The organism is Salinibacter sp. 10B (genome assembly GCF_002954405.1).
In the GTDB taxonomy this organism is placed as follows: domain Bacteria; phylum Bacteroidota; class Rhodothermia; order Rhodothermales; family Salinibacteraceae; genus Salinibacter.
Genome location: NZ_MQWC01000004.1, coordinates 1,490,915 through 1,516,881, shown reverse-complemented (window position 1 = coordinate 1,516,881; position 25,967 = coordinate 1,490,915). Strand labels below are relative to the sequence as shown.

The 25,967-nt window shown below is 61.3% G+C and carries 19 protein-coding genes; 9 read left to right on the top strand and 10 right to left on the bottom strand.

The window, feature by feature from the left end; all coding sequences use genetic code 11:
- The first annotated feature begins 27 nt into the window (after positions 1–27).
- Positions 28–1,719 (top strand): DUF87 domain-containing protein, encoded by a 1,692-nt coding sequence (locus BSZ35_RS06465; RefSeq protein ID WP_105011669.1) that lies wholly within the window; start codon positions 28–30, stop codon positions 1,717–1,719.
- A gap of 226 nt (positions 1,720–1,945) precedes the next feature.
- Here BSZ35_RS06465 and BSZ35_RS06460 read toward each other — a convergent pair whose 3' ends face one another.
- Positions 1,946–3,562 (bottom strand): PAS domain S-box protein, encoded by a 1,617-nt coding sequence (locus BSZ35_RS06460; RefSeq protein WP_181149211.1) that lies wholly within the window; start codon positions 3,560–3,562, stop codon positions 1,946–1,948.
- A 320-nt stretch (positions 3,563–3,882) separates the two neighbouring features.
- Complete coding sequence (locus tag BSZ35_RS06455; RefSeq protein WP_105011667.1) at positions 3,883–5,904, bottom strand: peptidylprolyl isomerase; 2,022 nt, start codon at positions 5,902–5,904, stop codon at positions 3,883–3,885.
- Between the two features lie 587 nt (positions 5,905–6,491).
- On the opposite strand from BSZ35_RS06455, the gene BSZ35_RS06450 reads away from it, so the two are divergent.
- The gene (locus tag BSZ35_RS06450) at positions 6,492–10,466 is read left to right on the top strand and encodes a response regulator (protein ID WP_181149210.1); all 3,975 of its coding nucleotides are present in this window, start codon (positions 6,492–6,494) and stop codon (positions 10,464–10,466) included.
- Between the two features lie 334 nt (positions 10,467–10,800).
- On the opposite strand, the gene atpC is transcribed toward BSZ35_RS06450, so the two are convergent.
- Entirely contained in the window at positions 10,801–11,247 is a 447-nt protein-coding gene (atpC, locus tag BSZ35_RS06445) for an ATP synthase F1 subunit epsilon (RefSeq protein ID WP_105011665.1), read from the bottom strand.
- Positions 11,248–11,328: 81 nt separating this feature from the next.
- Positions 11,329–12,828 (bottom strand): F0F1 ATP synthase subunit beta, encoded by a 1,500-nt coding sequence (gene atpD, locus BSZ35_RS06440; RefSeq protein ID WP_105011664.1) that lies wholly within the window; start codon positions 12,826–12,828, stop codon positions 11,329–11,331.
- A gap of 1,021 nt (positions 12,829–13,849) precedes the next feature.
- On the opposite strand from atpD, the gene BSZ35_RS06435 reads away from it, so the two are divergent.
- From BSZ35_RS06435 to BSZ35_RS06410, 6 genes are all read left to right on the top strand, one after another.
- Entirely contained in the window at positions 13,850–15,379 is a 1,530-nt protein-coding gene (locus BSZ35_RS06435; protein ID WP_181149209.1) for a sulfatase, read from the top strand.
- Positions 15,380–15,489: 110 nt separating this feature from the next.
- A complete protein-coding gene (locus BSZ35_RS19215; RefSeq protein WP_181149208.1) occupies positions 15,490–15,732 on the top strand; it encodes a hypothetical protein in 243 nt (80 codons plus the stop codon).
- Positions 15,733–15,770: 38 nt separating this feature from the next.
- Positions 15,771–16,622: a hypothetical protein gene (locus tag BSZ35_RS06425; RefSeq protein WP_146110013.1), complete on the top strand. Its 852-nt coding sequence runs from the start codon at positions 15,771–15,773 to the stop codon at positions 16,620–16,622.
- Positions 16,623–16,723: 101 nt separating this feature from the next.
- Complete coding sequence (gene rsmA / locus BSZ35_RS06420) at positions 16,724–17,533, top strand: 16S rRNA (adenine(1518)-N(6)/adenine(1519)-N(6))-dimethyltransferase RsmA (RefSeq protein WP_105011661.1); 810 nt, start codon at positions 16,724–16,726, stop codon at positions 17,531–17,533.
- Positions 17,534–17,650: 117 nt separating this feature from the next.
- Positions 17,651–19,057 (top strand): magnesium transporter, encoded by a 1,407-nt coding sequence (gene mgtE, locus BSZ35_RS06415; protein WP_105011660.1) that lies wholly within the window; start codon positions 17,651–17,653, stop codon positions 19,055–19,057.
- A 212-nt stretch (positions 19,058–19,269) separates the two neighbouring features.
- Positions 19,270–19,608 carry a phage integrase N-terminal SAM-like domain-containing protein gene (locus tag BSZ35_RS06410; RefSeq protein WP_181149207.1) on the top strand — a complete coding sequence of 113 codons (339 nt, stop codon included), beginning with the start codon at positions 19,270–19,272 and terminating at the stop codon, positions 19,606–19,608.
- Positions 19,609–19,680: 72 nt separating this feature from the next.
- Here BSZ35_RS06410 and BSZ35_RS06405 read toward each other — a convergent pair whose 3' ends face one another.
- The 5 genes from BSZ35_RS06405 to BSZ35_RS06385 all read right to left on the bottom strand — a co-directional run bounded on the left by BSZ35_RS06405 (position 19,681) and on the right by BSZ35_RS06385 (position 22,806).
- On the bottom strand, positions 19,681–20,109 hold the full coding sequence (locus BSZ35_RS06405) for a DUF1499 domain-containing protein (protein WP_258096102.1): 429 nt from the start codon (positions 20,107–20,109) through the stop codon (positions 19,681–19,683).
- A gap of 34 nt (positions 20,110–20,143) precedes the next feature.
- Positions 20,144–20,578 carry a cytochrome c maturation protein CcmE gene (locus BSZ35_RS06400; protein WP_105011658.1) on the bottom strand — a complete coding sequence of 145 codons (435 nt, stop codon included), beginning with the start codon at positions 20,576–20,578 and terminating at the stop codon, positions 20,144–20,146.
- Between the two features lie 55 nt (positions 20,579–20,633).
- Positions 20,634–20,915 carry a CcmD family protein gene (locus BSZ35_RS06395; protein WP_105011657.1) on the bottom strand — a complete coding sequence of 94 codons (282 nt, stop codon included), beginning with the start codon at positions 20,913–20,915 and terminating at the stop codon, positions 20,634–20,636.
- 190 nt (positions 20,916–21,105) lie between these two features.
- Positions 21,106–21,819 carry a cytochrome c biogenesis protein CcsA gene (gene ccsA / locus BSZ35_RS06390; protein ID WP_105011656.1) on the bottom strand — a complete coding sequence of 238 codons (714 nt, stop codon included), beginning with the start codon at positions 21,817–21,819 and terminating at the stop codon, positions 21,106–21,108.
- Between the two features lie 318 nt (positions 21,820–22,137).
- Entirely contained in the window at positions 22,138–22,806 is a 669-nt protein-coding gene (locus BSZ35_RS06385; RefSeq protein ID WP_105011655.1) for a heme exporter protein CcmB, read from the bottom strand.
- Positions 22,807–22,909: 103 nt separating this feature from the next.
- On the opposite strand from BSZ35_RS06385, the gene BSZ35_RS06380 reads away from it, so the two are divergent.
- The gene (locus tag BSZ35_RS06380) at positions 22,910–23,881 is read left to right on the top strand and encodes an ADP-ribosylglycohydrolase family protein (protein ID WP_105011654.1); all 972 of its coding nucleotides are present in this window, start codon (positions 22,910–22,912) and stop codon (positions 23,879–23,881) included.
- A gap of 99 nt (positions 23,882–23,980) precedes the next feature.
- Here BSZ35_RS06380 and murB read toward each other — a convergent pair whose 3' ends face one another.
- Complete coding sequence (gene murB / locus BSZ35_RS06375; protein ID WP_105011653.1) at positions 23,981–25,018, bottom strand: UDP-N-acetylmuramate dehydrogenase; 1,038 nt, start codon at positions 25,016–25,018, stop codon at positions 23,981–23,983.
- Between the last annotated feature and the right edge of the window lie 949 nt (positions 25,019–25,967).

The window sequence follows — 25,967 nt, the reverse complement described above, 5'->3', positions numbered from 1 at the left end:
TCTCCCTGCTCGTAGTTGCATCTACGCATGTTTGAAGAGTCGAGCTTCCGGACCCAGCACATCGGCGTCATCACGCATGGCTCGCTGAACGAGGGCATCGAGATGAAGCTCGATCCCTCCGAGTCCGTCGAGAGTGTTGTCGCGGGCACCTTCGTCGTGATTCAGGGCGAGCAGTTCGACTTCTTCTGCATGATCACGGACGTGGAGATTGAGGCGGCCAACGAGCAGATTCTGCTCAATCCGCCCGATCCGTCCGACGACCTGTTGCGCGAGGTGATGCAGGGCTCCGGCACCTACGTGACGGTGCAGCTGAAGCCCATGCTCATGATGCCCAATGCCGACCATCCGGAGCTGTCGGACGAGGAGCCGAAATCCGTCAAGACGATTCCCGCGCACTTCTCGCCGGTGGCGCAGGCCGAGGCCGACGACGTGGCGCGCGTGTTCGGCGACGAGACGTGGGACGACGGGCGCACCTACTTCCACGTGGGGCATCCCATCGGGATGGAGGAGAGTCCGGTGTGCATCGACCTGTCGAAGTTTGCCGAGCGCTCAAACGCCATTTTCGGCAAGACGGGGACCGGAAAAACGTTCCTCACGCGCCTGCTGCTGGCGGGGACGATCGTGACCGGGCGGGCCGTGAACCTCGTGTTCGACATGCACTCCGAGTACGGCTACGGGAGTCAGGCGGAGGGAGGCGAGGACGGGCAGTCTATGTTCGTGAAGGGCCTTCGCGACCTCTTCCCGAGCATGGTGAGCCTCTTCTCGCTCGATCCCTCCACGACTCGCGACCGCGGCCACACGCCGGACTACGAGGTGCACCTCCACGCCGACCAGATTCGCCCGGCCGACATCCTGCCCCTCCGCGACACGCTCAACCTCAATTCCACCGCCGCCGAGAGCAGCTATCTCCTCAAGAACCAGTACGGCGATCAGTGGCTCACCACGCTCCTGGAGGCACAGTCCACCGACGACTTCGAACGGCTGGCCGACGAGACCGGGGCGCACAGAAGCTCGATCGAGGCGCTGCGGCGCAAGCTGGCGCCATTTCAGGAGTACGACTTCTTTACCACCCGCCCCTCGCCCGACGATTACGACGTTTTGGATGCCCTGCTCGAAAATTTGGAGTCGGGCACCTCGGTGGTGCTGGAGTTCGGCCGGTACGACGACCTGAAGGTGTACCTGCTGGTGGCCAATGCCCTCACCCGGCGCATCCGGCGAGCGTACGAGGAGAAGACGAACCGATACCGGCAGACCCAGAACGAGGCCGACAAGCCGCAGCCGCTCATGATTACGATCGAGGAGGCGCACAAATTCCTCGAACCGGGCATCGCCCACGAGACGCCGTTCGGCAAGATTGCGCGCGAGATGCGGAAGTTTTTCGTGAGCCTGCTGGTGGTGGACCAGCGGCCGAGCGCTATTGACGAGGAGGTGCTCAGTCAGATCGGCACGAAGATGGTCGCCAAGCTGAGCGACGATAAGGACATCGGCGCCGCCCTCGTGGGCACGAGCGATGCCTCTTCGCTGCGCGAGATCCTGGCTTCTCTCGACGCGAAGCAGCAGGCACTTCTTCTGGGGCACGCCGTACCGATGCCGATTGTCGTGAAGACGCGGACGTACGATCAGGGCTTTTACGACGCGTTGCGCGCGCACCCGGCCACGAATGGGACGGCGGAGTCGTCAGCGGATCCGGATGAGGAGATGGAGGATTTGTTTTATTGAATTCGACCTCATTCCTCTCAAGTACGGGGCCTTGGCCAGTCGTTTGCTTTGTCTTCTGGTGGTTTCTCGTAACCTCCTTGTCTGCTGTGCTCCAGACGATCCCCTCACCCGGGTCCGTGCCGATCCGCGTAGAGGCTGGACCTCTCTGTGGTGGGAACGCTTGGCGTACTCGCGGTCGAAACCCGGATTGGACAGCCTGCTGCTCGAAAACTGCCGGACGTCCGGACTATTTGTCTTTGGCTCGGGAGAGGGGCAGTGCACACCGGACCAACGTTCCTCCTTCCTCCAAAGGCGTGACCTGGAGGGAGGCCCCGATGAGGTCAGCGCGATGCTTCATGGTTCGAAGGCCGATTCCGTCCTGTGAGTCCGTCTGCCTGGGGAGACCGTCTCCATCGTCCCGGATGGTGAGGGTCAGTGCCTCTTTTGTCTGGAAGAGGCGAACCCAGATGTGCTCAGCCTTGGCATGGCGCTGCGCATTCGTCATTGCCTCCCGGGCGATAAGGTAGAGGTGCATTGCCGTCTCGTTGCGTTCGGGAAGCGTTTCTTTTCGGTCGCCTTCGAAGATTGGGGCAGGTTGGCCCAGCTCCCCCTGTTCGTGACACAGGTGCTCAAGGGCGGCAGCGAGGTGCTCCTCTTGAAGGGCCGCGGGCATAAGCACATGGGAGAGATTGCGGGTCCGTCTGGTCGCCGTCCGGATGCCTTCGGCAATCTCATCGAGTGTGTCGCCCAGTTCCGCGGGAAGAGTCTCCTCGGGAGGAATAGATCCGGATGAGGAGTCCTTCTGGGCTAGTTTGCCCACGAGATTGTCGGTTTTTATGGCAAGAGCCGCCAGGTCTGAGCTCAAGACATCGTGGAGCTCGCGCCCAATGTCCCGACGTACCGCTTCGGTGGTCCCGACGAGTGCTTCTTCCAGCTCGCGTCGCCGAGTGATGTCGATGGAGGCCCCTTGGAGACGAGGTCCCTCTTCCGGTCCCTCCTGGTTTACCTCTCCCCGTGCGTAAAGCCATCGAACCCCGTCATCGTGCTGGACGCGAAATTCCAGATCGGACGGCCCCTTCGTTTCGCGGGCAGTGTCGATGGTTTTCTCCAGCACCGCCCGGTCTTCGGGGTGGACGGAGCCCATCCAGGCCGTTCGGGGCACCTTCTGCTGCCAATGCCCCGGTGCGGAATGGCTTGGGGCGGCCTCGTGCTCGTTGGGTGCGTACCCCATCAGTTCAGCCATTCGGGGCGAGAGGACGGCATCTCCCGTTTCAAGATTCACGCTCCAGGTGCCCATATTTCCAGCCTCGGCGGCCAGTCGGTGAAACTCCTCGCTCTGCCGAAGAGCCGATTCAGCCTTGACGCGCTCGGTGGCCTCTGTCCCGATGTTCAACACACCGCCGACGGAGCCGTCGGCCATTGGAATTGGATTGAAACTGTAGTCGAACCACGTATCCTCGAGGCGGCCGTCCCGTTCCAACGGCAGTCGCTGTTCGCGTTCGTACGCGGCCCCTTCCCCGGCAAGTACATGAGCGAGTTTTGGGCCAATCGCCTCCCAGAGTTCTGGAAACACTTCGCGGGCCGGTTGTCCCAGTGCGTCTGGGTGCTTGTCTCCGATAAATTCCCGCCACGCGTCGTTGTAGAGGAGGAGGTGGTCGGGTCCCCAGTAGATACTGATGGCCTCTTTCGCACCAAGCATAATGTCGACCGCGTTTTTTAATTCCGGGGGCCAGCTTGCGATCGGCCCGAGCAGGGTGTCCGCCCATTCGAGCTCGCGGATCCGACTGCTCATCTCGCTGTCCGAGTAAAAGGGAGGCGCCTGGTCACCGCGAAGCGAGACCGGGAGATTTGCATGTACAGACATGTTTTGTTTGGGGATGGAGGAGGCCTTCTCGTTGAAAGGGGCCTCCTGGGAGAGGGCTTCATGTTGATCGTTCGAAGCGGAGAGGTCTTCTGAAGAGGGAGAGCCGTGCGATTCCTGTCTTTCGGAAGAGAGGGGAGACATTGGGCTAAAGCAACGGCAATGGGAGGGAGACAGGACCAGCACAGTAAGACACGGTCATACAGATTTTGTACGCGTTTTACGCACTTTAGAAGCCTAAGTTGCTGCTGGGCGTATTGCCGTTGTTTGACGAAATGAGTAGCCGCAGGGGCAGGTGCAGTCGGGTCTGATCGGGGAGGCGTCTATGGCGCTGTGTCGGAGACTGTTGCCTCCGTAATGCGGTCGCCCACCCGGAGTTGATCGATCACGTCCATGCCCTCCACCACGTGCCCGAACGACGTGTAGTGCCCATCGAGGTGGGGCTGCAGGCTGTGAGGGATGAAGAACTGGCTGCCCTCCGTGTTTTTGCCCGCGCTGGCCATGCCGAGCGTGCCGCGCCGATGCCCGAGGCGTGTGATTTCGGTACGGAGGAACGTGCCGGGTCCCCCAAAACCATCCCGCCGTGCAAAGTCTCCGCCCTGCACTACGAAATTAGGGACGACGCGATGGAACGGTACGCCGTCGTAGCGACCCTTTCGAGCGAAGCGGCAGATTGCTTGCACGGTCTGCGGGGCCTGTTCGGGATCGAGCTCGATTGTGATCTCCCCACGGTCTGTCGAAAGGACGAGTTGGGGGGCCGGGCCGAGGGAGCGGAGGAAATCCCAGTCGAGGGTCGGCGTGTTTGGAAGGGGGCGCGGATCGGCCCTGACAGTGGTATCAGTTGTTTGGGAAAGACCGGTAGCGGCGGCCTGTCGGATGGAAGGATGAGGGTGGTCGAGGGCCTTGCGGAGAACCGAGTGTGACGTGGAGGAGCCAATGTCGCCCAGTGCTTCCAGCGTAGCAGTCATGCCCTCCAGGTCTTCGGGCATCGAGAGCGTGCGGTATGTGGCGACAAGAGTGTCGGCACTGCCGCGGGCCACGAAGAGCGAATCGGTGAGAGCAGAGGCCCCGTGGTAGAGAAGGGCCGGATCGCCGCGGCGCACGGCGCTGGAAAGGGCATCAAAGTAGAGGTCGGCGTTGTCGGGACGAACGCGGTTCCATCGAGTCGACATTCCCTGTACGGCCGCTGCAGCGATGCGCGAATCGTCGTGTTGCGTGGCAGCGACGAGGAGGGAGTCGGCCACCGGACGGTCGAGGGGGGGCAGGGCTGGTATTGCCGCGGCGTAGGCGAAGGGAGAGGCATTGTTGCGCCACTGCTTTATAATCTTCAGAACCCGTCCCGGACGACCATTCCGGGCCAGTCCTCGCAGCAGCGGAGCGATTATTCGCCATCGATCCGGATGGGCACTGATCCAGACGCCGATGGCTGTGTTCGAGTCGGTCGTCCAGTCGGCCCCGGCCAGAGTCTCAGCAGCGGTGCGGGCCACGAGCGGATGGGGATCGTCCAGGGCACGAATGAGGGCGGGGTGGGTTGTCGTGTCGAGTCCTGCCAGCGCTCGTGCAGCCTCTACGCGCGTTCGCCAGTCGGCCCCCTCGCGGAGCCAACGGGTGAGTCGGTCTGTGTCGGCATGGGCATTCTGTCGGCCGAGAGCACGCACGAGGTACATGGCCGCCGGATCATTCGTAGCGTACGCATCGAGGGCATGGCGTAACGTGTCGGTCCGGCCCGTGGCCAGAGAGTCGACTCGCCCAAACGCGTAAGCGGCGTGCAGGCGCGTCTTGGCAGCGTCGGCGGTAAGATGCTCGACGAGCCAGTTGGTGGCACGAGCATCCGTGAGGTCGCGCATGGCGTAGCGAGCGAGCGCAAGAGCCACGTCCGGATCTCGCCGGTCGGGAAGGCCCAGATCGAGGAGGGCTTGCTGAGACGTGGCACTTCCCGTATGGCCGAGGGCGGCGATCAGGCGGCGTTGCATGGCGGGGTCCCGTTCGTAGCGCAGAACGTCCATCAACCGTTCGTCAGGCACCCCCTTGGGCATGTGCGTGAGTGCAAAAGCGGCGTCCGTACGAACGATGGGCACACCATCTTGCAGGCGGTCCAGAAGGGCGGGGACAGCACTCGTGTCCTGAACGGATGCCAATGCAAAGGCCGCACGCGCTCGTACGCCCGGGTCGTCAGCGTTGAGTGCTGTGACAAGAGTTTCCGTGTCCCGGTCGATTTGGGCCTCCACGATTGACTGAAGAGCCGGACGCGAAAGCAACTGGTCCCGCGGGCGCTCCGGATCAGGCTGGGCCTGAGAAGAGAACGCGAGGACACAACAGGCCAGAAGGAGAAGCCCAAATCGCATGAGAACGGAGTGTTCAAGGAAGAGAGCAATGAGACGGACGCATATTCCGTTGGAGTGCTTCTGTCCACGCCGGTCTTGGCGAGGAGTTCGGCATTGAAAGGAGGGGAGGCCCATCAATTAGCTCCTCCCGTCTATTGGGAGACGGCCGTATTCCAAATCCCGAGGATTGGTAGGCATGTAATTGGGACGGATCAGAACGAAAAGAGGGTCGGCGATTGTTCGCAGTGGTTCTTCCGTCCAGTGGCCCAGCGGTCGGACGAAACCTGTCGCGAATCGAGGAGCATGAGTGTCCGGGCAGACGGCTTCCTGGGGGAATCTGGCGAGGGCTGCAATGCGCGTAGATAGAAAGGGGGAGGAAAGAAAATGATAGGAAATGTTTAACTGAGGTAATTTATTTCGCATGATATTTGCCCTATTACTGCAGAAGACACGCACAAAAAGAGAATTTCGGGCATGAGCGATGGCATCGAAGAGCAGAGGAGTCGTGCGGAGATGATTTCCAGTTCTAGCTTTCCGGAATGAATACAGGTATGCTCGTGAAGGCATGTTCTTGCTGGCATTGGGGGGCGCTCCTTTTGCTTGGAGGAATGCTATGGGTAGGATGCGAGTCCGAGCGGGCCCCCGAGGTGTATACCACTGCCGACGCGATCGAGCAGGCGAGCATCGACGAGACGTTACACGGACGTCCGGTGCGGATGGAGGGAGTTGTGACCTATATCGATCCGAGCTGGGGACTTTTGTTTGTGCAGGACCGTACGGGAGGGCTCTACGTGAACACCGACGGCTTGGAGACCCGGCCGTCCGTGGGAGAGCGTATTCGGCTCACAGGAGTGGTCGCGTCTCCGAGCATCGGGGTCGATTCTGTACAGGTCCAGACGCTTGGCGAGGCGTCATTGCCTCGTCCCGACCAGCGAACCCTCCGGTCCCTAAAGCTTGAGCGGCATGCGGCCGACTGGGTTCAGGTGGAAGGGGTGGTTCGCGATGTGCAGACGGAGGCCCGACGGCTTGTAATTACGCTCGTTGGTCAGGAGGAGCGGCTTGTAACGCGAGTGCTTCGGTTTCCGGAGCGTGGGGAACGGACCCTCGTTGGGGCGAAGGTCCAGGTGCGTGGGACAGTTGCTCGTTTGGAACGAGTGACGGATGGCCCCAACAAGCTCCAACTGTACGTGCCGTCCTTGCAGCAAGTACAGGTGATGCGTCCGGCCTCCGATGCGCCGACGTACAACGTACGGCACGTTCAGAATCCTGCGTTTCAGGCCGATATGCCCGGCCTTCGGATGCGAGGAACGGTTGCACGGCGGACCGGAGGCTTACTCTTTCGGCTCCGGGACAAGACGGGGACCATTCAGGTTCAGTCTGCCAGTGACGTGACGGTGGAGCAGGGCGATTCGGTGGAGGTCATTGGGTTCCGGTCCCGAAGCACCAATCGGGTGTATCTACGAGGGGCAAAGGTACGCCGGTTGGGGACTGATTCGTCCCCGCAGTCCGCCTCGTTAGTGGAGGATCCCTCCGTACTCCGGCGCGTGGAGTCGGTATTACAGATGACGGAGACCGAGGCTGAACGGCGCCATCCCGTTCATGTTGAGGGAGTTCTCACCTACGTGGATCCGGCATGGGACATTATGTTCGTGGAGGGGGACACGGGAGGCATTTACGTGTCGGCCGATTCGGTTTCATGGGCGCGTGCGACCGCCGGTCAGCGCGTGACCATTCGTGGAGTGAGTGGACCGGGAAGTTTCGCGCCCGTCATTCAAGAGGCGCGGGTCCACTTACAGGGAAAGGGACCTCTTCCGAAGGCCCCGTCGGTTCCCCTCGCGCGGATTCTCACGGGGGAAGAAGACGCACAGTGGCGTTCTGTCAGCGGGACAGTGCAGGCCCTGCAAAAGGACCGAATGGGGCACACGTTTGTGACGCTCGATACGGGACCGGAGCAGATTGATTTGCACATTCCACCCCGGTTTTCCGATCAGGGGGCCCCGAAGAACCTGATCGGCGCTCGCATTCGAGTGCGGGGCGTGTGTAGTGCTCGGTTCAACGAGCGGGAGCAGTTTGTTGGGGTGAAGATGTTCGTTCCGGGCTGGTCGGCAATCAGCGTCCGAGAGCGCGGTCCCGACACCCCTTTTGCTCTCCCGGCGGACTCGATTCGTCGCCTACTGAACTTCGATTCCGAGGAAGGTCCCCAGTCGATGGCACGGGTGAAAGGAATTGTGACCCACCAGACGCCGGGTGGGGATCTGTACGTACAGGACGCCACGGGGGCAGTCTTTGTACAGGCCCGCAAGCACCGTCCTGTGGAGGTGGGCGATCGGGTGTCGGTCGTCGGGTTTGAAGCGCCTGGAATGCACGATCCCATCCTTGAGAATGCCTGGTACCGGGTCCGTGGGGAGGGGGCGGCCCCCTCTCCGTTTTTGCTGCAGGGGAAAAATGCGCTGCGAGCATCCTATGATGGGCATCTGGTCCAGTTGGAGGCCACCCTGCTGGATCACCTTCGGCTCGACGATCAGCACGTGCTTACCCTGCGGACTGGACCTCACGTGTACGAGGCAACCCTTCAAGGGGAGAACGGGGCCGATTCGTTAGCGTCCATTCGCACGGGCAGTCGGGTGCAGGCGACGGGGATCTACAATGTTCGCGTTGATCAGACGAGCCGGGGAGTATCGCCGCAGTCGTTTGAGTTGACCCTTCGCGACGCCACGGACGTTAGGGTCGTTGAGCCGGCGCCGTGGTGGGATTGGCGCCATACGACGGGGCTCGTCGTGGTGCTGGTAGTTCTGGGGCTTGGAGCGGTGTCCTGGGGAATTGCTCTTCGCCGGACCGTGCAGGAGCAGACCGAGGTGATTCGGGAAAAGCTGGATGCGGAGAAGCAGCTCAAAAAACAGGCGGAAGCAGCCAGTCGAGCCAAGAGCGAGTTTCTCGCGAACATGAGTCATGAGATCCGGACGCCGATGAATGGCGTGATCGGGATGGTTGAGCTCGTGCTGGACACCGACCTCACGACCGAACAACGGCAGTACCTCTCGATGGCGAAGTCGTCCGCACGCTCTCTGATGTCGATTATCAACGACATCCTGGACTTCTCAAAGAACGAGGCCGGCAAGCTTACGCTGGAGACGACGACGTTTTCGCTTCGAGAGCAGGTAATTCCCACGCTGCGAACCCTTGCGCGACGGGCGCACCGAAAGGGGTTGGAGCTCATCGTGGATATAGATCCGGCTGTCCCCGACCGCGTCGTGGGAGATCCGACCCGTCTAACGCAGGTGTTGGTGAACCTCGTCGATAATGCAATCAAATTTACGGAGACCGGAGAGGTCGAGGTGGGCATTGAGCGCGAGGCAGCGGCCCCTTCCGAAGGAACGGCCGACTCAGGAGAGACCAGAGCACCGGTTCGGCTACACCTCTGGGTGCGGGATACCGGGACGGGCATCCCTCCTGAAAAGCAGGGACGCATCTTTGAGGCCTTCGAACAGGCGGACATGTCCACCACCCGAAAGTACGGAGGGACGGGCCTGGGGCTGGTCATTGCGGCCCAACTTGTGGAGTTGATGGAGGGGGAGATCTGGCTCGACAGCACCGTAGGCGAGGGCAGCACCTTTCATGTTACAGTGAAGCTCGGAGAAGCCGGTCAGCAAGACGGAGAGGCCCCAGAAGAGTCTCAGACTGACGAACGACCGTCGCTCCAGGAATGGGACGGAGCGCGGGCACTCGTTGCAATGGAGAACGATGCGGCTCGTCAGCTTCTGGGACGTGTGCTGGAGGAGTGGGGGGTGGACCCTACGCTAGTAGACGCACCAGAGAAGGCCCGAGCTCGGAAACGAGCAGCAGCGGACGGAGACGAAGAGGCGTACGCCCTCGTGTTGATCGACGATACGATCGGGAAGGTCGATGGACGGGTGCTGGCGGCGCAGGTACGAGAAGAGAAGAGGGACGGCCAGGAAAACATTGTTCTCTTTAGTGCCATGACCGAAGCCGACATCGGCGTGGAATCAGGGGCCGCGGTCGATGAGCGACTGTTGAAGCCGTTTACACGACCCCAGTTGCGGACTTGTCTTGACCGTGTAAGGAGAGGGACGACCGGCGAAGCAGGTTCCTCGCGATCATCGGCAACGGCGGAAAAGAGCGAGGGGGCACAGACCGACGGGGAGACACATCCCCTTCGCGTGCTTTTGGCCGAGGACGACCAGACCAGTCAGCAACTGATTGTTCGGCTGCTAGAGAGACAGGGGCATGCGGTGACAGTGGCGACCACAGGACGGGCGGCCGTGACGAAATGGAAGCAGGAGGACTTCGACCTTGTGCTGATGGACGTGCAAATGCCGGAGGTGAATGGCGTTGCGGCAACCCGTGAAATACGGTCGATGGAAGAGGGGGACCCCGTACCGATTATTGCCCTCACTGCCCGGGCGAGCAAGGAAGACCGGAACGAGTGCCTGCGCGCCGGAATGGACGATTACCTCGCGAAACCGGTGAGCATCGAGGCGTTGCGGACAGTCGTCGCCGAGTTTGGAGGAGAGGAGCCCCGGGAAACGAAGGAGTCCCCCGAAACGGACGGACGGGCCGGGTAGCTTCCTGAAGACTCACACCGCATCCTGCTGAAGACTTCAGGTAGGAGGTCCAGCGGTGCAATACGCAAAAGCCTCTCGGATCGTCGGTGCCGTCAAGGAGGGCACCAGAAGCGCCGTTGGACTCCAACGGTGCTACGAAAGTCTGCGTCTTGTCGGAATAGAGCTCCCGAAGTTGGTATCAATGGGATTCGACGGGCGCCTGTGCTCTACGAGGGGACCACCCGTGACGGACTGCGACACGTGGGGGGCGTCCGCCAAGACCGTCGTGCCGCAGTGCTCCATGGTCGTAGGAGGAGACGGCGCACGAGTTGTCGGCTGGAGGCAGCCGGGACGATTACGACTTCGTGCCGACCTGACCCATCCCGACGCGAAGACGATTGCGGGCGCGCTCGAGGGCGGCCTCGTACGTTTCCCGCTCCTCGCCCTGCACGCCATCTTCCAGGCGTTGCAGGGCACGCTCCTCCGCATTTTCGGCACGCTCGACGTCAATTTCCGATGCCGGCTCCACCGTTTCCCCGAGAACCGTTACCTGATTCTCCACGACCTCCAGAAAGCCCCCGCTCGTGGCAAACACGATGCGGTTGTCGTGTACGTCGGCGTACTCGTGGGCCGAGTCGGTTTTGACGATGAGCGGTCCGATCCCGAAGGCGGCGATCATCGGGGCATGGGCGTTGCGCACCTCGAAGGACCCTTCCACGCCGGGGGCGCGCACCCCGTTCGCCGAGCCCTGGAACGTCTGTCCGTCCGGCGTGACAATGTCGACGTCAAGTTCGTCTGCCATAGGTCAATGTCAAATTTCGAGTTGCGAATTGCGAGTCGTGGGAGCGATTCGGCCCTCGACATTCGCAATTCGAAATGGGAGTTATTCTTCTTCGAGCATCTCTTCTCCTTCCTCGATGACCTCGTCGATCGTTCCCTTCAGGAGGAAGGCCCGCTCGGGCAGGTGATCGAGCTCGCCGTCGAGGATCATGCGGAAGCCGCGGATGGTCTCCTCAATGGAGACAAACTTCCCGGGCTGGCCGGTGAACTGCTCGGCCACGAAGAAGGGCTGACTGAGGAACCGCTGCACGCGACGGGCGCGGTTGACGGCCTGCTTGTCCTCGTCGCTCAGCTCGTCCATGCCTAGGATGGCGATGATGTCCTGCAGCTCCTTGTAGCGCTGCAGAATCTCCTTCACGTCCTGCGCCGTTTCGTAGTGCTCCTTGCTGAGCGCCCGCTCGTTGAGCATCTGACTCGTTGAGTCGAGCGGGTCGATGGCCGGATAGATGCCCTGGGTGGCCAATTGACGCGAGAGCACTGTCGTAGCGTCGAGGTGGGCGAACGTGGTGGCCGGGGCAGGGTCTGTGAGGTCGTCGGCCGGCACGTATACGGCCTGGAACGACGTAATCGATCCCTTCTGCGTAGAGGTAATGCGCTCCTGCAGGTCGCCCATCTCGGAGGCGAGCGTTGGCTGGTAGCCCACGGCGCTCGGCATCCGACCCATCAGGGCCGACATCTCCGATCCGGCCTGCACAAAGCGGAAGATGTTGTCGAGGAAGAAGAGCACGTCGCGGCCTCCAAGGTCGCGGAAGTACTCCGCAATGGTGAGGCCGGTGAGGCCCACGCGGGCCCGCGCTCCGGGGGGCTCGTTCATCTGGCCGAAGACGAGGGAAATATTACTGTCCTTCATGGCCTCGAAGTCGACCTTATCGAGGTCCCATCCCCCTTCCTCCATCGACTCCATAAACTCATCGCCATACGTCATTACACCGGCTTCCAGCATCTCGCGGAGAAGGTCGTTCCCCTCACGCGTCCGCTCGCCGACGCCGGAGAAGACCGAGAGGCCCTCGTGCGCCTTGGCGATGTTGTTGATGAGTTCCATGATGAGCACCGTCTTGCCCACGCCGGCACCGCCGAAGAGGCCAACCTTTCCGCCCTTCGGCACGGGCTGGATCAGGTCCATCACCTTGATGCCCGTCTCCAGAATCTCTTGAGACCCGGCAAGCTGGTCGAAGTCGGGCGGGCTTTGGTGGATGGGGCGGTGCTCATCCACGTCGGGCTCCGGAAGGCCGTCGATGGGTTCGCCCACGACGTTAAAGAGACGCCCGCGGATTTCCTCCCCGATGGGCACCGTGATCGGCTGGCCCGTGGCGATGATCTCTTGCTGGCGTTGCAGGCCGTCGGTCGAGTCCATGGCGATGGCGCGAACACGCCGCTCGCCGAGGTGCTGCTGCACCTCCAGAATGAGATCGGTTCCCTCGTCGCGTTCCACGCGAAGGGCGTCCAGAATGTCGGGGACGCCGTCTTCTGGAAATTCAGCGTCGACGACCGGGCCGACGACCTCGATGATCGTGCCCTGAACTTCGTTGGTACCTACTTCCATGAGAACGTCGGTTGTTCGATGTGTTGGCGTTGCCGGAACGGGCAGGTTCGTAGAGCTCCTGGGATGCAATAGCGTCACTCACGGTGCACACGCCCCCACGCGTCGCTGTTGCCCAGTGCAGAGGGGGCAGTCTCGACCGGTGCATCTGCAGTCGACCGGCTCGAGCAGCGCAATGTCGCCACGCTACATGCCCCAACGTAAAATCCGAGCACGGGAATTGCGCACGGGATGGATGAGAATTCCACAGTAGAGCCGCAAAGAATCGTGGAATTTCGGAGGCGCAGCACAAGTGTTGCCGTTCCTCCGAGGGGTTCTCATCCGGATCACGTCCTGCACATTCTCATCGACGGATTATCATTGCAGGTGTTCGTCGATCCGCGCGCGCTTCTGGTGTCTATGAGTGGAATTTGTGGGGGCATTCATTTTAAGGGCCCTCCATCATGACGGAGCCGGCGGGGCACCGGACGATGCGATTCGGGGATGGAGAAGAGACGGAGCCGGCGCGCCGATTTGGGGCATCACCGGCCGCCTGACGGCGAGCACGAGACGCGCCTCGCGACGAGTCTTTTCGAAGAACCTCGTAGCGAAGTGCGCAATCGTCCTTGGCACGTTGGTATCTGTTAGACTGTGAGATTGTCCGCCGGACGTGATGGATGCCCTTGTGTAGCGCTACACAGAGAATATTGACCTTTGCAGAAGACGAATCCAGTGCCGGGGGGTGTCGCTCCTGCGGTTATTCTCGCAAAGGCACAGTCCAACGGCGCTATGCCCTTTTCAAAGGGGGAAAATGGGGCCGTGGGGGCGGTTCATCGATTAAACTCATAAAGTCACAAATACCAACTACGCAGGATCATTATGCCCTTTACGAGTGGCTCCGTCTGACTGCATTGCTTTTTTCTCTCAAAGGGCGAGCCTGGGAAGGTGGGGAATTTGCACTTGAATATAAACCGCATGGCAACGTTCTTCGAAAGTCCCGATGAGAAGTTTTGCCAAGTGCTTGTTCACGGATCGACTGCACTCCATGAAACGTCTATGGGCGCTGCTTTTTGTTTGCATAGCACTGTATCTTGGGCCCGGCGGACTCCACGCCCAGGAGCGTCAAGACGTCCAGGAGCGTCAAGACGTCCAGGAGCGTCAAGACGTCCAGGAGCGCCCGAACATTCTCTTTGCTTTTGCCGACGACTGGGGGTATCCCCATGCCGGAGCCTACGGCGATCCGACCGTTAACACCCCAACCTTTGATCGGCTGGCGGCGGAGGGCGTGCTCTTTACCCGAGCCTTTGTGTCTTCGCCGTCTTGTACTCCCTCACGAGGGGCGGTGCTTGCTGGGCAAGACTTTTGGCGGTTGGGAGCGGCGGCAAACCTCTGGTCGACGTTCCCGGAGGACGTGGAGGTCTATCCGTCCCTCCTGGCCGAGCGATCCGGCTACGCGGTAGGTCATACCCGGAAGGGCTGGGGGCCGGGTCGGATTGGGGATCGGTCTCACAATCCGGCCGGGCCCGCGTTTGACCGCTTTACGCAGTTCCTTGATCAGCGATCGGGGGACCAGCCCTTTGCGTTTTGGTTCGGGAGTCACGATCCGCATCGTACCTATTCGGACAGCCTTCGACGGGCCATGGGCATCGATCCCGCTACGGTTGAGGTGCCTCCCATGCTGCCCGACGTGCCCGCTGTTCGACGGGACATTGCCAACTACTATGCTGAGGTGCAGCGATTTGACCGCGAGGTGGGGCGCCTGCTTCAGACATTGGCCGAGCGCGGCGAACTGAAGAATACAATCGTCGTGATGAGTGGCGATCACGGCTGGCCCTTTCCGCGAGGCAAGGCGAATCTGTACGACGCTGGCACGCGTGTGCCCCTTGCCATTTGGTGGCCGGACCGGGTGGAGGCGGGACGAACGATCTCCGAATTTGTAAACCTTACAGATCTTGCGCCGACCTTTCTCGAAGTGGGAGGGGTACCTGTGCCCGAGGAGATGACCGGTCAGTCTCTGATGGACCTACTGGTTCCGTCCGAGCACGATCGCCCGGAGAGGGGACGCGACTACGTGGTCATGGGACGCGAACGGCATACTCCGGCCCAGGAGAGTCCCAACGACGGCGGATATCCGGTTCGGGCCCTTCGTACAGACGACTACTTGTACATTCGCAACTATTATCCTGATCGGTGGCCGGCGGGTACCCCGCACTACCGAAGGGCCGCCACGAACAACGGCTGGCTGGGCGACACAGACAACGGGCCCACTAAATTTTATCTCTGGGCGCACCGCTCGGGGCGATCCCGGCTGCAGGAGCTGTACGAGCAGTCGTTTGCAAAACGACCGGCCGTGGAGCTTTATGATCTAAGAAGCGACCCGCATCAACTTCACAACGTAGCGACCGATCCAGACTACGCGGAGGTCCGGAAGCGTCTGGGCGAGCGGCTCCCCACGCTTCTTCGCCGCCGTGATGATCCCCGGGCGATTGGGACAAACCCCACCTTGGATCGCCCCCCGTACTTTGGCGGCATTCCGTCCTGGCCAGGCGACAGCACGCTGACACCGTACCGCTAGGGTCGACCGTCCTGGGAGGGGGGCTTGTAGGGCGTCTGGCTACCTCCTATGTTGCTGTACGCATCGTCGTCCCTTCCATCTTCCTCTTGAACTACCACAACGACTACACGATGACAGATCCATTTCAGTTACAGGGAGACTCGGAGGATGAGGAGGAACTCGACTATGACGACAACTGGGATATCGACGACGAAGAAGAGGAAGCGGAATTTGAAGAAGAAGAGGACGACTGGGTCGACTGGGAGGACGAAGATGCCTTTTATAAAACGGAAGAGGACCACTACGAGGACGACGACTTTTATGGGGAGGGCAGCGACAGTGACGACCAGTTTGACGAGGACGATGAGGAGTAACCGTTCGTGCTTTCCCGGATCCGTTTCGCCAACGCTGCATGACTGAGTCGTCGGAACCTACGCCCTGGTGGGGGACTGTTTCGATAGAGGAGTATACAGGGGGAGAGTGGCACATCGGTCCGTCGACCCTATGGGTGTATCGTGCATCCCGCGACTGGCGCGTCGTGCACCGTCCGTCGACCGATTCGGGAACGGCCGACCCGATGGCGCAGCGCAGCGATGTCACGGTGCCGCTCCCCGACGATGCCATGGCGGCAGTGCTCGATGCTGAGGAGGAGACCCTGACGACGCGCCGGTACAGCGTTCGGCGTACGAGGGGATCGGTTGCGCTACGGCCTGCTCTTGCCGACCGGCCCGTGGTGGCCCGGCCCGAGCATTCGCTCTCGGTATTGCCGGACGAGGCGGTGACGCTTTATTTGAGTACGCCCCTGTGGATCCGCATTGAGCTGGTCGAGTCGGACCGGCGGCTGGCGGAGGTGCCGTCGCTTCAAATGTCGGATACCTGGTTTGGGGCGTCGACCCGCGACGGCACCCTTTGCTACGCCACCCGTACGGCGGGTCGGCTTCACCTTGACCGTTTGCCGCGTCGGCTGCATCGGGCCCTCACGCCGCTCAAGGTGCGGAACACCACTGCGGAGCCCCTGGCGCTGGAGCGTGTTCAACTACCTGCCCCCCATTTGTCCCTCTACGTTACGCCCGACGATGCCCTTTGGACGGAAGCTGTAACCATGACGCACCGCCAGACAGAGGCGGGGGCCACCGTCCAAATCAAGGAGGGCCCCCCTGCGGATGTAGATGAGGCCGAGCGCATGCAGACGCCTCGGGAGCCAAGCAAGCAGGGGCTCATCACGAGTACGTTCAGTGCCTTCGGCGCCCTGTTCGGTCCTTGACAGTGGATCTGCAGCCCTCGTTTTGTACGTCGACGTGCGCCTGGCGAGTCCTCCGAGCGTGAGAGGACCGCTCCTTTTTCATATACGTCTCGTTCCACCGGATGTCCAGCCGTTTTCCCTTTCGTCCCAAGCAGAGCCTCGGTCAGAATTTTCTGCACGACCCGAACATGGCCGAGAAGATTGTCGACACCCTCCAGGCCCCACCAGAAGCACACGTCGTGGAGGTGGGGGCAGGCACAGGAGAGTTGACGACGCTGCTGGCGGATCGCTACGAACACCTGACGGCCATCGAGATCGACGAGCGGGCGGTGGCTGTTCTGCGAGAAAAAATGCCGGCCCTCGATGTTCGGCAGGCAGATGTGCTGGAGACAAACTGGCCGGCCCTTGCCGCTGAGAAGGAGGGACCGCTGTACGTCATCAGCAACATGCCGTACTACCTGACGAGTGAGTTGCTCTTTGCGTTGCTGGAGCACCGATCGCACGTAGCGGAGGCGGTGCTTACGATGCAAAAGGCGGTGGCCGAGCGGCTGGTGGCCGAGCCGAAGACGAAGGCATACGGCATTCTCAGTGTGCTGCTTCAGCTTTTTTCCGACCCGAAGCTGTGTTACGGGGTGCCACCGCAGGTTTTTACCCCCCAGCCCGATGTGTCCAGTGCCGTGGTTCGCATCACCTTCGGCGACGAGGAGGCACCGGAGGATCTGACGCTCGATGACGTACGGCCGTACGTCCGAGCGGCCTTCAATCAGCGACGCAAGATGCTTCGGAATAGCCTGAGTGCCTGGGCGAAGGACCAGGACGTGACCCTGCCGAACGACTGGGGGCGAAAGCGGGCCGAGGCGCTTATGCCCGACGATTTTGCGGAACTCGCCCGATTTCTGAATGCAGAGGCTGACCCCGTCGAGGGGCGGTAGTACGTTGGCGACATCGGGGACCGGTGCTCGTGTGTGAGTGCGGTTGCGGAATGATGGGTCCTGCTCTCGGGGAGGAACGGGTGCATCTTGCTTCTTACGTCATCACTCGAAGTCGGTATGGCTACGTCTCCGTCCGATCCTGCACCGTCGGTTTCTCACGACGGAAGCCGGTCCAGTGGACTCCTGGAGCTCGACGAGTCCGTCGTGGACGACATCGTGACGCTGCTGGCAGAGGGGCAGCGCGGCATGGTGCTCAATCTCGTTGCCGATCTCTATCCGGCCGACGTGGCGCTGCTTCTCCGCCACCTTCCCGCCGAAGAGGCCAAGCGGCTGTTTCGCTGGTTGCCGCCCGAGGTGGCCAGCGATACCCTCGCAGAGATGGACGATGCGTTTCGGGCGTCGCTGCTAGAGGGGCTCTCTCAGGCGGTGCTCACCGACCTGCTCGACGCGCTCGATACGGACGACGCGGTTGACGTGCTGGCCGACCTTCCGGACGAGGTGGCGCTTCAGCTGCTGCCGGACCTGGAGGATACCGAGGATTTGGCAGAGCTGCTGGAGTATGGGGAGGAGACGGCCGGAGGAATCATGGCCCGCGAGTACGTGGCGGTAACGCCGGACTCGACCCTCCAGGAGGCCACTGAGGAAGTTCGACGCCACGCCGACGACGTAGATGAGATCTATACCGCCTACGTGATTGACGACGAGGGCGTGCTGGTCGGCGTAGTGTCGCTGAAGCAGTTGCTGCTTTCCTCCGCGTCCGTTCTTGTGCGGGACATTATGAATACCGACTTTATTTCCGTAGCGGTGGACGTGGACCAAGAAGAGATTGGGCAGATTGTGCAGCGCTACGACCTGCTTTCGGTCCCGGTCGTAGACTCCGATGGGTGCATGCTTGGGCGCATCACGATCGACGACGTGGTGGATGTGATTCGGGACGAGGCGGCCGAGGACATTCAGCTCATGAGTGGGCTTACGGGTGAGGAGGAAACCATCGACACGGCCTTTGAGGTGAGCCGGGGGCGTCTGCCCTGGCTCATTATCGGGCTCGTGGGATCGGGGCTCTCCGGAGTCGTGATCGGCAGTTTCGAGGGCACGTTGCAGCAGGCCGTGGTGCTGGCGACGTTCATCCCCGTCGTGACGGCTATGGGCGGGAACGCGGCCGTGCAGAGTGCGGCCATCGCGGTGCAGGGGCTTGGGTCCGGCGAGCTCTGGCTCACCGATGCCTTTCGGCGACTCGGCAAAGAGATGCTGGTGGCGTTGCTCAACGGCGTTGTGGTGGCAGCGCTGCTGTGTGGGACCGTAGCGGCACTGGGATTGGGGGATGTCGCGACGCTTGTCGCCACGCTCGGCCTCACCATGCTGTGCGTGAGTTTGGTAGCCACGACGAATGGGGCTCTGATCCCCTTTATGCTCACGTGGGTTGGCATCGACCCGGCCAGTGCTATGGGGCCTTTCGTGACGACCCTGAACGATATTATCGGGCTTGCCATCTACTTCCTTATCGCGACGGCCCTGTACCTCTGACCCGACCCACAGAAACCGTTTGCTCGGGAGGAAGCGTGTAGCGAATAGGTGGGCCTACGGGCGGTCAAAGCTCCGTGTTGAGACGAGCCAAACCGCTTGGATGCCCGTATGCCACGGCGCATAGAAGGGTGCGTCAGTCGTCCAGGCCCAACAAGAAAATCTGTCGTATTGTGAAGGGGCGATGATCTTTCCAACCCATGACCCCTTGCGTTATGTCTCCTTCCGTTTCCCCTGCCCCGATCAAGTCTACAACTCCCGCTGCCTTCCGGCATCTCACCGCTCGTGGTCGGGGCATCCACCGGCTTTTGAAGGCAGTACGTTCCGTTTACCGAGCTCAGCACCGCAAGCCCCAGCTTGAGCCGGTTTTTGTCGACTGGATCGAGCGATTCCTCCGTTTTTTTCCGACCGATCCAGTGGGCACCCTCGGCCGAGCACATGTGCGCACCTTTCTTGCGTACCTTTCCGGCCAGCCGGGCGGGACGCCGGAGAAGCGAGAACAGGCGCGAATGGCCCTCCGGTTTCTTCGCGTTGAGGTGCTCCGGCAGATTTGAGGCCGGGAGGGGGCTATCGAGCCAGGAGGTCCGTCTTGGGAGACAGTGAGAGGAGGAGGGAGAGTGTCGGAGCTACAGGGCGGCCTCCACGCGTTGTAAGAGACGCCGCACGCGACGTCGGTTCACCCCGAGGTCGCTGTGGCCCACGCGGCTGGCGCTGCGGACGTGGAGCGTGCTACCGGTTGTCGTCGAGTCCACGGCAATCCGAACGTCATCCTTAAAGACCAGTGCCACGCGGTACACAGCAGAAGCCTGCATCGTGTCCGGTTGGAGCTCGATCCGCGTTGGGCCGAGGGCGTCCAGTGCCGTTCGGGCGGCGGTAAAGAGTGTGTCGGGGGCGACTGGATAGTCCGTCGAGAGACGCTCGCAATTGGGACTATCCGGGCACTCGGGGAGCGGGTTGCTTGAATGGGCCGACGGCAGCGGGTCGGAAGAGGAACAGCCGCCGAGCAGGAGCACGACGCTCAGGGAGAGCAACAGAAGGGGGAGCGGAGTGGACACGAAGCAAACGTGGGGTGGGAGCGAAGGGCAAGGCTTACTGCCGGACGGTGTTCGGCTGTGAGGAGGAGGGGCGGCCCGACTGGCTTGCGTTCTGCTTCAGGCCCTTTGCCTCGTTGTACTTCGACGGGCATTTGACCAGAATGTGCTTGGCCGCAAAGGCCTGTCCATTCATTTGTCCTTCGACGACGACCTGCTCGGCCTGCTCAAAGTTGGCCGGCTTCGGGTTTGGGTATCGCACCTTGCGGACCGTGCCGTTCTGGTCGCGCATGTAGAACGTGAAGACGTTGGCCGTGCGGTCGTAGTGGGTGGGCCGGTCCTCGACCCAGGTGCCCACCACATGGGCCTGGTTGCCAGATTGAGCGGCCTCTTCAAACCCCATGTATCCGCCCACCTGACTTCCAAAGTTGAGCAGGAGGAGGCCCGCAAATCCGGCCATAGCGATAAGTCCGATAATCGATTTCCACTTCATAAGGGACTAAGAACCAAATGGAAGGGGAGCGGAACGGGCGCCGTTGTACTTTTCGTCACTCTCGTTCGTTCTCTGAACCGGTATCGTCGAGACGCCGTTCCAGACGGTCAATCTTGCGGTCCGTCCGCACCAGCAGGGTGATGAGTCCCACCCAGATAATCAGCACGACGGCCAGGACGACGTAGATTTTGCCGTTTGGTAGCATCATACGCTCCAGGGCGTCGGGCGGCTGCGTGGTCGGCTGCTCCGTCCACGTGCTGTCGTAGGCGGCGGTCGTGTCGGGCCGTTCCTGGGACGAAGGAAGGGCAGTGTTGGGACGGACGGGATGAATGGTCATGGGAAGCAAGGGACAGGAGGGCCTGCGTCTCTGTTCCAAAGTGTCGATCTCAGGGGCCGCGGTCATCGGCACGAGTCCGCCTGCCCCAGTGCGATTGTGATCAGCGTTTGAATGTGCTCAGGGCAGTGGGAGAGAGCGTTCGGGGGCACAGAAGCAGTTTCGGAGCGGCGGGGCTGGGTGGGGGCAGGGGTCACAGGTCGGGTTCATCACGAAGCTGGTCCCGGATCCAGGCAAGGCGTACACGCTGCGTGTACAAGAGCCAGAAGAGGCCGAGGAAGCCCAACACCGACGGATAGAAGACCCACCGCATGGCCGGGGCGAGATCTGTTTGGCTAAAGGCGGGGCTGCCCTCGCCGCCCGGGTGCAGGCTCGGAAGCTGGCGGGGGATGATGTAGAGGAGGAATGGCATCGTAACCACCGCGAAGAGATTGTACACCGCCGCGATCCGGCCGCGTGTCTCTCGCTCCTCGATGCTGTCTCGAAGCACGAAGTACGCGCCGTAGATGAGCAGCAGCACGGCCGCCATTGATTGCTTGGGGTCGAAGTTCCACCATTTTCCCGTGCCCACATACCAGGTGAAGCGGGCCCATACCATTCCTGTTACAATGCCGAGCAGGCCAAAGATGAGGGCCAGCCAGGCCGCTTCTCGGGCCCGAATATCTCGCAACGGCTCTCCGGTCTGTAGATAGCGGACCGAGTGGTACGCCGACAGGATCGTAGCGCCCATCAGAGTAAACCACATCGGTACGTGGAAGTAGAGGTTGCGGGCCGACTGCTCCAGGATGTCGAGTTGAGGGATGGAGCCAAGAAATCCTGCTACCACGATGCTCGTAAGTACGAGAATCACGGCTCCTCGCACGAGTCGATACACTCGGAGGTCGACGATGGAGGAAGAGGCAGGCATGATGGGGACGTCACGGTTGGCGGTACGCAGAAGCAAACAAGGGACCCAGTGCGACTGCGTTACAAGTCATCGCAGCGGGGGCGTTTCGAGCGCGCGCATTGTATCGGGGGGCGGATGCCCAAGTCCTCCGTCCAGAGAGCGCTTCACGTTCGTCATCCTGAGATGGGAGGACGCTTCGCTGTTCTCCGACATCATGGCCATTCATCGAGGAAAGCCTATCCGGTCGGGTCGATACTAACGCCGTTTGGAGTTTGGGCTTTCCCGCGGGGAAATGAATTCGCTCAAGGTTCAAGGCCGTCCTCATGGGACCCCGAGGCGCTACTCCTTCCAGACGAAATCGAAGAGCACGACGGAAGCGGAGAGCGTGGCCCCGGCAAAGCCGATGAGGGTCAGGAGCTCGTCTTGGGCCTGCACCCACGGGAGGCCCGCGATGGCTTTGCGGGTTGCGCTGGTGCCGGACACGAGAAGGGGCACCAGCAGGGGAAGGAGGAGGACCGGGAGCAAAGGGCCCTGCCGGGCGGCCCGGGCCACGAGGGCGGCGAGCAGGGTGGTTGCGCTGGCAAGCCCGACCGCGCCCAGCCCCAGGATGGTTGCAAACAGGCCGGGAGCGGGCACCGAAATATCGAGAAGAAAAAGAAACGGCCCGGCCGCCACGACAGTGAGTACACCCACCATCAGAAGGTTGAAGAGCCATTTTCCGGCGAAGACCATGCTGGGGTGAGTATGGAGTTGAAGCAAGAGCACCGTGCCGCGCTCCTGTTCGGCGACGAATGAGCGCCCAAGGCCGATCGAGGCGGCAAACAGCATCACGATCCAGAGAAGGGCCGATTGCACCCGTGCGCTTAGCGGGCGCGGCCCGACCGCAAAGAGCACGAGCAACAAGGCGCCCAGCACGAACAGCAGAAGGGAATTAAGGGCGTACCGCGTCCGCAGTTCAATACGGAGATCCTTTCGAAAGACGGCCCAAGCCCCGGCGAGCCAGTCCATAGACAGAGACGGTGATTGAAGAAACCATTCGATACGAACATAGCGAATGGAGTGCCGATTCGCTATTCTCAACCCGTGCACCTCCCGTCATTCAACGAGTGTTATGACCATTTCTGCTGACCGCGTTCTCGGGTCGCTTCTGGGCACTGCTGTGGGCGATGCCCTCGGCATGCCCATCGAAGGTCTGAGCCACCAGAACGTGCGCACGTACTATAAAGGCATCAAGGAGTACCGCGACGACGATCAGCGAGGCGATTTCGACGCGGGGCAGTGGACGGACGACACGCAGATGACTTTTGCGATTGTGCGGGCACTGAGTCGCGAGTCCGATCCAACGGCGTGGCCTGAGATGGTTGCCGAGGAATACGTGACCCTGCGCGCCGATGCACGACGCTGGGGGCCCACCTCGACCGCCGCCATTGACCGATTGGCGAATGGCACCTCGCCGGAGAAGGCCGGGACGCCCGACCGCGATAGCGACGGAGCCGCCATGCGGGCCGCCCCGCTCGGAAGCTGGTGGGCGGCAACGGAGGCCGGTCGGGAGGAGGCATTCGCGGCGCTACGGCCCGTGCTTTCGATCACCCACCGTCACCCATCGGCCCTTGCGGCCGGATGGGGACAGGCGTTTGCTGTGCGCACTCTGCTTCAACTCGACGACGTCGACGCGTTTGATCGCACGGCGTTTTGGGGGGACCTCGTTGAGGCCACGACGTGGGCCGAGGATCGGCTCGGGGCCGATGCCCGCGTGTCGGATCGGCTTCGCGACCTGGAGGGAATCATCGACTCGTTCCCGCTCGATCTGCGCGATGCCTGTGACGGGGTGGGGGTACGGGCGGATGAGGCCTGGCCGTTTGCCTGCGCGATGGTCGCGCGCCGACCCGGACTTCTCGAAAACACCCTTCTCTCCGGGATCAACGTAGGCGGGGACGCCGATACCACGGGGGCCATGATGGGCGCCATGCTGGGGGCCCTCCATGGATGGTCGTCGTTTCCGGACGAGTGGCACGACGGACTGGAAGCCGCGGATCGGCTGCAACAAGAGGCAGAGGCGTTTGCAGGCCGTCTCCTCGGGTAAGAAGCGTCCGACAAGGCGAGCCCCCATCGTTTTGCATGCTGGGGGGCGAACGACGAGAGGGCAAGGCTCCCCAAGGGGAAATGCAGAGGGTGTTCGCCGTTAGGCGCGCTGTCGGGCTCGTTCTTCGGCGGACACCAATTCCGGATCCTTTGGCACAATGGTGGGCTCCGCATTGGAGGGCGGGGCAAACTCCCCGACAAAGTCGATCTCCGTTTCTAGTCGGTAGCCCTTCTCCCGTTCCACCGTGTCCCGCACGTGCTCGATGAGGGCGCACACGTCCGCTGCAGTTGCCTGATCGGCATTCACGAAAATGTTGGCGTGGCGATGCGTCACCATGGCCCCACCAATCCGTGTGCCCTTGAGGCCACACTCGTCGATGAGGCGCCCCGCCCCGATGCCCTCAATTTTTTTGAAAATAGAGCCCACGCTCGGCTCCGTGTCGAGGGGGGGATGGCGCTCAGCACGCCACTGGAGATTTGCGTCCATGATGGCCCGCATCCGCTCTTCGTCGCCCGGATCGAGCTGGAAGGTGGCCGAGAGCACGACATCGTCCCGGTCGTGAAGGATGGAATAGTCGTATCCGAAATTGAAGTACTCGGCGTCCACCGTTTTTCGTTCGCCCTCTTCCGTTAGAATGTCGGCCTGGGTTACGACCTCCTCCAGAAACATCGTGCGTTCTCGTTCGGGTGGGGGAGAGAGGAAGTGAAGGTTTTGCCAGAGGGCGCCGCCGACCGTAGACGGGATGCCGACGTAGTGCTCCAGTCCCGAGAGGCCGGCGGACACCGCCTCCTCAATGAGGTCGGGGTATATAATGGCCCCACTTTCGGCCCGGAGCTGCGCCGTGTCCGGGTCCACGATTGTGTGGCGGGCCCGGTTGTGAATCACGAGCCCGCGCACGCCCCGATCTCCCACGATGACGTTGGCGCCCGTTCCGAGCAGGAAGAACGGAATCTCGTGCGCCCGCGCCGTCCGTATTGCGGTTTCAAGCTCATCGGCCGACTGAGCCGCCACGTACCAATCGGCGGCACCGCCAATCTTGAAGGTCGTGTACGGGGCCAGAACAACGTTCTGTTGAACGGAGTCGCCAAAGGCAGCGCGAAGATCGTCGCGGGCGGAGGAGGAAAGGGAGAAAGGCATATGAGGGTGATTGATGATAGACGGGGAGTTGCAGGTGTATAAGCGAGCCGACGTCCTATGTTTGGGAAATAGATATTGTGTCTTGGCAGAGCGGGCGTTTGTTCACTCCGAGATTGTCCACTCGGAAATCGTGTCAAACAGGCCCCCGATTGGATGGGCGGACCACTCGGGCGTTATGGAAAAGTGCGGAGGAGAAGTGAAAACACAGATAATGAAAAGCAAAACGGGTGGAGATGCGCGGCTGAGAGACGACGAGAGGAAAATTATTCTACGTGTCAGATGAAGTTATAAAAAAGATCGAAAGGGGCCGAGTACACTTCGTATTCGTGTTACCAATGCTTTATACTCCCTTAATATAAGATATTTGTAATATTTGTTTGTTCTCTCAGTTTGGAAGCGCTTCCAAATCTGTTAGGTGATGCTAAGCTATGTCCTGTGCAGGGCCGAAGTATTGAGGAGGCATGCCAGAATTGAGTATCTAAAGTTAAAAAAATATTATATTACTAATAACAAAAAATTTGCTTATAATCGTTCTCAAGATGGAGATTGAACCGAGAATAGACTCAAGAAGAGATGCGTCGGGGACTTGGGCATTCTTTGACAATTGGTTCACTGCACGTTATCAAATTCGCACGCAATCATGAAGAAACCCGAGAGGAAAGCGCTCTTGGAGTTGTCTCGATAAAGGGCACATGAAGGAGGTCGACATCATCAGCGCCGAGGTCTGTTGGGCGCTGCGGTTGACATGCCCGTTGCGGTTGATCACTGTCGGAGTCGCCGATGTTAGCACGTGGCGTCTTTATGTAGTGGCTTCACTTTCATCGGTTTGAATCCGGAGGCGTTCACAGGCCGGGTGGACACGACGAATCCACCAGTGGGAGGGACGGTCTGAAAACGGAGATCGCCGATGGATGCACACGGACATGCCAGCGCGTCGGTCTTTGACGAG